This window comes from Streptomyces sp. NPDC056503 (assembly GCF_042794995.1).
Lineage (GTDB): Bacteria > Actinomycetota > Actinomycetes > Streptomycetales > Streptomycetaceae > Streptomyces.
In genome coordinates, this window is sequence record NZ_JBHTST010000212.1 from 1 (window position 1) to 8,758 (window position 8,758).

General features: G+C 72.4%; 6 protein-coding genes. 5 read left to right on the forward strand and 1 reads right to left on the reverse strand.

The annotated features are described in order from the left end of the window. Window positions 1–238: 238 nt before the first annotated feature. From rplU to obgE, 3 genes are all read left to right on the forward strand, one after another. Entirely contained in the window at window positions 239–559 is a 321-nt protein-coding gene (gene rplU / locus ACFQ8C_RS35510; protein ID WP_383465879.1) for a 50S ribosomal protein L21, read from the forward strand. 14 nt (window positions 560–573) lie between these two features. Then, the gene (gene rpmA / locus ACFQ8C_RS35515) at window positions 574–828 is read left to right on the forward strand and encodes a 50S ribosomal protein L27 (RefSeq protein ID WP_030494090.1); all 255 of its coding nucleotides are present in this window, start codon (window positions 574–576) and stop codon (window positions 826–828) included. A gap of 111 nt (window positions 829–939) precedes the next feature. After that, complete coding sequence (gene obgE, locus ACFQ8C_RS35520; RefSeq protein WP_383465881.1) at window positions 940–2,379, forward strand: GTPase ObgE; 1,440 nt, start codon at window positions 940–942, stop codon at window positions 2,377–2,379. Between the two features lie 103 nt (window positions 2,380–2,482). On the opposite strand, the gene ACFQ8C_RS35525 is transcribed toward obgE, so the two are convergent. Then, window positions 2,483–4,675: a PIG-L family deacetylase gene (locus ACFQ8C_RS35525; protein ID WP_383465883.1), complete on the reverse strand. Its 2,193-nt coding sequence runs from the start codon at window positions 4,673–4,675 to the stop codon at window positions 2,483–2,485. Window positions 4,676–4,869: 194 nt separating this feature from the next. Here ACFQ8C_RS35525 and ACFQ8C_RS35530 point away from each other — a divergent pair, with 194 nt between their 5' ends. Together ACFQ8C_RS35530 and ACFQ8C_RS35535 are read left to right on the forward strand one after the other, a co-directional pair. Continuing rightward, a complete protein-coding gene (locus ACFQ8C_RS35530; protein WP_383465885.1) occupies window positions 4,870–5,898 on the forward strand; it encodes a hypothetical protein in 1,029 nt (342 codons plus the stop codon). Then, window positions 5,895–8,714 (forward strand): stealth conserved region 3 domain-containing protein, encoded by a 2,820-nt coding sequence (locus tag ACFQ8C_RS35535; protein ID WP_383465887.1) that lies wholly within the window; start codon window positions 5,895–5,897, stop codon window positions 8,712–8,714. The genes ACFQ8C_RS35530 and ACFQ8C_RS35535 overlap by 4 nt, the downstream gene beginning before the upstream one ends. Window positions 8,715–8,758 lie beyond the last annotated feature (44 nt).

An 8,758-nucleotide genomic window follows, 5' to 3' on the forward strand; every position in this document is an offset into this window, starting at 1 on the left:
GGCCCTTTCCGGAGGGCCCGCCGGGACGGTCCGCGCCCGCACGGGCGAATTTGACCCCTTGTGGCAGCCGCCCGTAACCTAGACCGTCGGCGTGTCTCTGACGCGCCGCACCTCTGAGCATCCCCCTCCCGCTCGCCGGGAGAGGCCGCTCGTCCGATCCGGTTCGCCGCGGGCCCCAGGCCCGCGCGTGGGCGGCTGGCGTCAGAGGTCCCCATTACCGAGTGAGAGAGAGATCCGCGTGTACGCCATCGTGCGCAGCGGTGGTCGCCAGCACAAGGTTGCTGTCGGCGACATCGTTGAGGTTGACAAGATTTCCACCGCCAAGCCCGGCGACACGGTCGAGCTCTCGACCCTGCTCGTCGTCGACGGCGACGCCGTGACCAGCGACCCGTGGGTCCTGGCGGGCATCAAGGTCGAGGCCGAGGTCGTGGACCACACCAAGGGCGCCAAGATCGACATCCTGCGCTACAAGAACAAGACCGGCTACCGCCGTCGCCAGGGTCACCGTCAGCAGTACACGGCGATCAAGGTCACGTCCATCCCGACGGCCGCGAAGTAAAGAGGGACTGAGCAATGGCACACAAGAAGGGCGCATCGTCCACCCGGAACGGTCGCGATTCCAACGCCCAGCGGCTCGGCGTGAAGCGCTTCGGCGGTCAGGTCGTCAACGCCGGTGAGATCCTGGTCCGCCAGCGCGGCACCCACTTCCACCCGGGCTCGGGTGTCGGTCGCGGTGGCGACGACACGCTGTTCGCCCTGCAGGCCGGTTCGGTGCAGTTCGGCACCTTCCGTGGCCGCAAGGTCGTGAACATCGTTCCGGTCGCCTGATCGGACGCTTTGCGGAGGCGGACCTCACTTCCCGGCAGGGAAGAGGGTCCGCCTTTCGCGTGTTACTAGATAGACATTCCGTACCAAGCTGACTGCTGGAGGCACAGAACCATGACCACCTTCGTGGACCGCGTCGAGCTGCACGTCGCCGCGGGTAACGGAGGCCACGGCTGCGCCTCCGTCCATCGCGAGAAGTTCAAGCCGCTCGGCGGGCCCGACGGCGGCAACGGCGGTCGCGGCGGAGACGTGATCCTGGTCGTCGACCAGTCCGTCACCACGCTGCTCGACTACCACCACTCGCCGCACCGCAAGGCCACCAACGGCAAGCCCGGCGAGGGCGGCAACCGCGCGGGCAAGGACGGCCAGGACCTCGTCCTGTACGTACCCGACGGCACCGTCGTCCTCGACAAGAAGGGGGACGTCCTCGCGGACCTCGTCGGCCACGGCACGACGTACGTCGCCGCACAGGGCGGCCGCGGCGGCCTCGGCAACGCGGCGCTGTCCTCCGCGCGCCGCAAGGCCCCCGGCTTCGCGCTGCTCGGCGAGCCCGGCGACCTCGACGACATCGTCCTGGAGCTGAAGACCGTCGCCGACGTGGCGCTCGTGGGCTACCCCAGCGCCGGCAAGTCCTCGCTGATCTCCGTCCTCTCGGCCGCCAAGCCGAAGATCGCGGACTACCCCTTCACGACGCTGGTCCCGAACCTCGGCGTGGTGACGGCCGGCTCGACCGTCTACACCATCGCCGACGTCCCCGGCCTCATCCCGGGCGCCAGCCAGGGCCGCGGCCTCGGCCTGGAGTTCCTGCGCCACGTCGAGCGCTGCTCGGTCCTCGTCCACGTCCTCGACACGGCGACGCTGGAGTCCGACCGCGACCCGGTCAGCGACCTCGACATCATCGAGGAGGAGCTGAAGCAGTACGGCGGCCTCGACGACCGTCCGCGCATCGTCGTCCTCAACAAGATCGACATCCCGGACGGCCAGGACCTCGCGGACATGATCCGCCCGGAGCTGGAGGAGCGCGGCTACCGCGTCTTCGAGGTCTCCGCGGTCGCCCGCACCGGCCTGAAGGAGCTCTCCTTCGCCCTCGCCGACATCGTCGGCCAGGCCCGCGCCGCGAAGCCGAAGGAGGAGGCGACCCGTATCGTCATCCGCCCGAAGGCCGTCGACGACGCCGGCTTCACCGTCACGTACGACGAGCAGGACGACGTGTACCGGGTGCGCGGCGAGAAGCCGGAGCGCTGGGTCCGCCAGACCGACTTCAACAACGACGAGGCCGTCGGCTACCTCGCCGACCGCCTCAACCGCCTCGGCGTCGAGGACGCGCTGCTGAAGGCGGGTGCCCGCGCCGGCGACGGCGTGGCCATCGGCTCCGAGGAGAACGCGGTCGTCTTCGACTGGGAGCCCACCCTCGTCGCCGGCGCCGAGATGCTCGGCCGCCGAGGCGAGGACCACCGTCTGGAGGCTCCCCGCCCCGCGGCCCAGCGCCGCCGCGACCGCGAGGCGGAGCGCGACGACGCGGACCGCGAGTACGACGAGTTCGACCCGTTCTAGCGGGTCCCGGGCCCGGCGTGCCGCCGGGCCCACCCGTCGCGGCAGGACAAGGAAGAACCCCCGCTTGGCTCCGGCCGGGCGGGGGTTCTCGTGCGTCCGGGGGTCAGCCGGCGCGGATGTCGCGGAGCCGGGTGACGTGGGGGAGGCCGTCCAGGCCCATCGTCACGGAGACCGGAGTGCCGGGGCCGGTGCCGGTGCCGGTGCCGGTGCCGACGGTCAGGGTCGCCGGGGTGCCGACCGTGAGGGCGGGGGCCGCGGTGCCCACGGCGGAGGTGCGACCGCCGCCGGTGATGTCGTACGCCAGCTCCTCCCTCGCGCCGGCGGGGACGGCGAGGACCCCGCCGCCCGCGGCCGCCGTCCGGCCGTCGACGAGGCTGACCCGGCCGTACCCGGCCATCTGCGGCTTCGCGACGGTGGTCCACCGCTTGGCGCGCCCCGCGGCGAGCCGCTCGATGACCACCTCGTCGCTGGCGACGCCCCGGTAGCCGAGCAGTACCGAGCCGTCCGGCGCGGTGATCGCGTCGGGGACGTCGCCGGGCTGGTGGGCGAAGCGCCGGGTGCCCTTGCGCAGCTCACCGGTGGGGGTGCGCTGGCTCCAGTGCTCCACCCAGTTGGCGGAGGTGCCGAAGAGGTGGATGAGCCCGCGGCCGTCGACCGTCGCCGTCAGCCCCTCCTGGACGCGTCCGGCGGGCAGCGCCTCCCAGGGGGTCCACTTGCCGTCGGTGCCCAGTATCCGGGTGCTGACGCTCTTGGCGCCGTTCCTCGCGAAGACGTGGACCCGCCCGTCGGAGCCGAGGACCGCCGTCGGAGGCCCGGTCAGCCGGGTCCGCCACGGCCGGGTCTCGGGGGAGCCGAGGCCGACCCAGGAGCTCTCGAAGCCGCCCCCCGCCGTCCGCTGCCGCAGCATCACGATCTCGCGCAGGTTCTTCCCGGTGGTCCCCTCCAGGGAGGAGAAGCGCAGGGCGAAGACGAGGTCCCTGCCGTCGGGCAGCCGCACCACGGATATGGAGGGGGCGAGCGGACCGCCGCCGAGGTCCTCGGGAGGGCTCTGCCGGCCGGTGATGTCACCGGTCCAGCGCGCGAGCCGGGTGCCGAGGACGCCGTACACGGTCAGCGCCCCGCCGGTCCCGGCGACCGCCTTGGGGCCGGCGTTCGGGTAGCGGCGGTGGGTGGAGCGCGCCCACCCCTTCATCGACCTGAGGACCGTGTCCTGGCCGAAGGCGTAGTCGCCGCAGCCGGAGTCGTTCCCGCACTGCCAGGAGGGGTCGCCGCCGTAGGCGTTGAGGTACAGGGCCTTCAGGGCGACGGTCGTCGCCGGCAGGTTCTTCGGCCAGCGCTGGTTGTAGTACCCGCGGAACGCCTCCGTCTGGAAGGCGGGCGCCTGGGTGCCGCGCCCGGTCCGTCCGCCCCACTCGGCGAGCGCGCGCCAGGCGAACAGCGCCGCGGCGGTGTGGTCCGGGTGGTCGGAGAAGCCGTGCTGGTCGCTGCCGCGCGGGTGCCGCTCGTCGTGGACCTGGGTGTCCGGGTCCGGGTCGAGGGTGCGGACCAGGGTGGGCTTGCGCCGGGACAGCAGGAAGACGAGCGTCTCTATGAGGTCCTTGCGCGTGTACGTGTACTTCTGCTGCACCGGGGACTCGGGCGCGGGCTGGGTGGGAAGCGTCACGCCCGGGGTGTTCCACAGCCGGGTCAGGTTGACGGTCCTGGCGCCGTTCTTGGCGTGCATCCGGAGGTCCAGGAAGATCAGCTCGGCCGTCCGGCCGCCGTACTCGAGCCGGTTGACCTCGACGGTACGGCCACCCGGCAGGGGGAGGACGGAGCGCTGCCACGGGGTGAAGAGCCGGGCCCCGAGCATCAGGGCGTAGGCCTGGCGGAGGCCCTGCTGACGGGAGGAGACGTACGCGGGTATGTCGGCCTCGGGGGCGGGCTGCCCCGGCACCTGGTTCACGCCGAAGGAGCCGCCGTCCGTCAGGTACACGGAGGTCACGGGTATGCCCGCGGAGAGGTTCTGGACGACGTCGGGGTTCATGAAGAACAGGTCGTCGTCCGGGTGCGCCACGATCTGCACCACGGCGGGGGCCCCGGCCGTCGCGAACCCGTCCCGCGTGTCCGTGGTGGCGAGGCGGCGGACCGGCGTGCGCCCCCCGGCGTCACCGTTCGCCTGGGCCGGGATACGAGGTGGGGAGGCCGGTGTCTCCCCACAGCCGCTGACGACGCCCGCCACCGTGGCGGCGGCGGTCGAGGCCAGCAGAGTGCGCCGAGACAGCGCGACGTCGGCGAACGAACTCCAGCGTCCCATTTCTCCCCGTTGCTTCCTGTGTGGTCGATAGCAAGGATCCCTTGAGGAAGAGGGGGAAAACGCCACGCGGGGTTCACTTGACGACGTGATTGCGGTCACGCGGCGCTCGCCGGAGCGTGACTTGCCAACGCTTCTGCCCCCTTGACACTATGTGGCGCTGACTGTCAGTCCAGAGTGGAAGCGCGGGATTCGTCGTGAGTGACTCACTGCTGCCCTATGCGGTGGGTGCCGCCAACCGAGCCCGCCGGGTCGCCGTCCGGATGCGTCGCAGGGTCGAGCGACTGCAGACGGCCCCCGCCTTCGCCAGTGGAATCCGGCCCCGCCCCGCCCTGAAGGCCGTCCACTTCTCCGTCCTCGGCGGACGGACCCTGAACGTCGCCCTCCTCGCCCCCGCGGCCGTCGACGTCACCGCCGCCCACCTGGAGTTCGTCCGCGGCGGACGCCACCTGAGGCTCGACCTCGAAGTGGAGCCGCAGGGCGACGGCACCCGCCTCCTCACCGCCACCACCGCCCTGCGGTACACGGACCGGACCGACCTCCCCGACGCCCCCGGCGACCACGGTCCCGGCCGCGCCGGCGTGCCCCTCTTCACCGGCCTCTGGCGCATCGGCGTGGTGCTCACCGGAGCCGACGGACGCGAGGTGCGCGCCGGTGTCGGCGCCGTGGCGCTCGCCGCCACGGACGGGCCGACGGCCCCCGTCTCGCCCTCGCCGGACAGCGGAGCCCACTTCCGGATCATGCGGTCCGTCGACGGCTTCGCCGTCCTCAAGGTGCGCGCCCCCGCGCACCAGGCGGAGCTCGACTCCTTCGACCTCCGCTGGGACCGCATCGTGGTCCACGGCCGGCTCATCGCCCGGCAGGGGCCGACCTCCGGCTACACCGCCCAGGCCGTCCGCCGCGGCGGCGGGACGGTGGCGCAGGCCCCCCTGGAGTGGCGGGGCGACGCGTTCACCTTCGACGTGCCGCTGGCCGAGATGGTGGCGGGTGGCCGCTCGTACCGCTGGGACATGCAGCTCGCGCACGGGCGCACCGGTCTCAAGATCGGACGCAGGCTCACGGACGTGAGGCGGCGCAATCAGGTGATCCGCACCACGTTCAGGATCATCGCCCTGGAAGACGGCACGCTCCTCCGAGCGCATGCCTACATCACGTCGGCCGGAGCGCTCGCCGTTTCCTGCGTCGCGTTCGAAGGCGCCCCCCACGGCGCAGAGGAAGTCGCATGAAGATCACCATCCTGCTCACCTGGGGCGATGCGATGGGCGGCACCGAGATGGCTGCCTACACCCAGGCCGCCCAGCTGATGCCACGCCACGAGGTCGAGATCCTCAGCGTCTTCAAGACCGCCGAGGAGCCCTTCCTGCCGGAGGCGAAGGCCCTGTCCGTCCGCTACCTCGTGGACCGCACCGGCCGCACCCCGCGCCCGGTCCGCGAGACCTCCCTCACCCCGGAGGAGTGCGCGGCCCTCGCCAAGCTGCCCAGCGAGCTCATCGAGGCGTCCTGGGAGCCCACCTTCGACCGGCTCTCCGACATCGAGATGACGGCCGCGCTGTCCGGCCTCGACACCGACGTCCTCGTGACGACCACGCCGGCCCTCATGGCCGCGGCCGTCAGGCTCGTCCCCTCCTCGGTGGCCACCGTCCACCAGGAGCACCGCGTCTCCCAGCTGCGCGGCGCCACCGGCGAACCGCTGCTGACGCACGCCCCGCGGCTCGACGCCCTCGTCTCGCTCACCGAGCTGACCACCGACTGGTTCGCCGAGTCCCTCGGCGCCTCCGCGCCCCGGCTCGCCACCATCCCGAACGCGATGCCCGACGGCTACCGGCCCCGCTCCGACCTCGGCGGCAAGACCATCGTCGTGGCCGGCCGCATGGTGCCGGAGAAGCAGCTCGACCACGCGGTCCAGGCCTTCGCCGAGCTCGTCGACGAGTTCCCGGACTGGCGTCTGCGCCTCTTCGGCGACGGCCCCCAGCTGGTCAACCTGCGCCGTCTGGTCGAGAGCCTCGGCGTGCACGACCGGATCGAGCTCGTCGGCCGCAGCCAGCAGATGGCCGAGGAGTGGGCGAAGGCCGCGATCTGCCTGATGCCGTCCCGCGTCGAGTCCTTCGGCCTCGTCATGCTGGAGGCCTTCACCGCCGGCGTCCCGGTCGTCGCGTACGACGCCCTGACCGGCCCGTCCCAGATCGTCCGCCACGAGGTGGACGGCCTGCTCGTGCCCGCCGACGACGTCGCCTCGCTGGGCGCGGCGATGGCCCGGCTCATGGGCGACGACGAGCTCCGCGCCGCCTACGGCGCCGCCGCCCGCGCCGGAGCGCGCGAGCGCTTCGCCCCCGAGGTCATCACCGCGCAGTGGGACGAGCTGTTCACCGCGCTCCGCGCCGAGTCGGACCAGGCCCGCGCCGCGGCCCGCGCCGACCGGACGGCGCGCCGCGTCGCCGCCGGAGGCAGCAAGAGCTTCGCCGTCTCCGCGCCGATCAGCAAGCTCGCGCCCTCCTCCGACGAGCAGAAGGCGCGGGAGGTCATCCTCCAGGCCCAGGACCGCAAGAACCTGGTGCGCTCCGCCGGCCGTCTCGCCGAGGTGCGGGACGACATCCCGGCCTGGCGCATAGGGCAGATCAACCTGGAGATCAGCGCCGAGGCCCTCGAACGCCACGACGTCCCCTACGTCCTGCTGCACGACCCGTCGACGGTCAGCCACCGCGTCGCCGTCAAGGACACCGACCGCGAGCGGGCCCTGCGCGCCCTCGGCACCGAGCTGCACGGCAAGCCCGTGTACGCCGAGCTCGTCGCGCCCAAGACCGCCGCGCCCGGCGCGCGTCTCGCGGAGACGCTGACGGCCGCCCCCGAGGTCGCGGCCGTACGGGTCTTCAAGCCGATGGTCAGCGACAGCCGCATCCTCCGGTACGGACCGGTCTACGGCTGCAGCGTCGAGTTCTGGCCCCAGGAGGAGGCGGAGCCCCACTGGTTCACCGCCCCCCGCGGCACCACCCTGGTCGGCCCGCGACTGCCCTCGCTCGACGGCACCGCCCGGATCGAGGTCGGCGGCCGGGAGTACCCGACCATCGACATCCTGACCAAGCGCCTGATGTGGGACGTCGACTTCCCGATCGACGCCGTCTACACCTGGGTCGACGACACCGACCCGGCCTGGCGCGCGAAGCGCGACGCCGCCCGTCTGGAGGCCGGACTCGCCACCGACGACGCCCAGTCCGGTGACGTCCGCTTCCGCAACCGCGACGAGCTCCGCTACTCGCTCCGCTCGCTCGCCACGCACGCCCCGTGGATCCGCAAGGTCTTCCTGGTGACGGACGACCAGGTGCCGTCGTGGCTGAACACCGAGCACCCGGACATCCAGGTGGTCAGCCACCGCGAGCTCTTCGCGGACCCGTCCTGGCTGCCGACGTTCAACTCGCACGCGATCGAGTCCCAGCTGCACCGCATCGAGGGGCTCTCCGAGCACTTCCTCTACGTCAACGACGACGTCTTCTTCGCGCGTCCGCTGGCTCCGAGCAAGTTCTTCCAGTCGAACGGCAGCTCGTTCTTCTTCCGCTCGCCGACGGCCGTCCCGCCGGGCGAGGTCACCGAGGAGACCGAGGGCTACTTCGTCGCCGCCAAGAACAACCAGGCCCTCCTGGAGGAGGAGTTCGGCCGGGTCGCCACGCACGGCTTCCTCCACACGCCGCACCCGCTGCGCCGCAGCGTCCTGGAGGCGATCGCCGAGCGCTGGCCCGAGCAGACCTCCCTGACGGCGGCCACGCCGTTCCGCGGCCGGACCGACCTGTCGATCACCTCGTCGCTCCACCACCACTTCGCCTACCTGACGGCCAAGGGCGCGCCGGGCAGCATCTCCGCCGCCTACGTCAACATCGGCGACTACAAGCACCACGTGGCGCTCAGCCGGCTGCTGGCCGCGCGCCACCGGGACGTCATCTGCATCGGCGAGTCGGCCGAGGCCGAGGTTCCGCTGGACGAGCGGGACCGCGTGCTGCGGGCGTTCCTGGAGGCGTACTTCCCGGTCCGCTCCCCGTACGAGCGCGACTGACCCACCCCGAGCGCACGGAAGGGGCGCCCGGACCTCCTCGGTCC

Excerpts from the sequence above, each read along its gene's own strand:
- rpmA (WP_030494090.1), top strand. The coding sequence starts at position 574 with ATGGCACACAAGAAGGGCGCATCGTCCACCCGGAACGGTCGCGATTCC.
- obgE (WP_383465881.1), top strand. The coding sequence starts at position 940 with ATGACCACCTTCGTGGACCGCGTCGAGCTGCACGTCGCCGCGGGTAAC.
- ACFQ8C_RS35525 (WP_383465883.1), bottom strand. The coding sequence starts at position 4,675 with ATGGGACGCTGGAGTTCGTTCGCCGACGTCGCGCTGTCTCGGCGCACT.
- ACFQ8C_RS35535 (WP_383465887.1), top strand. The coding sequence starts at position 5,895 with ATGAAGATCACCATCCTGCTCACCTGGGGCGATGCGATGGGCGGCACC.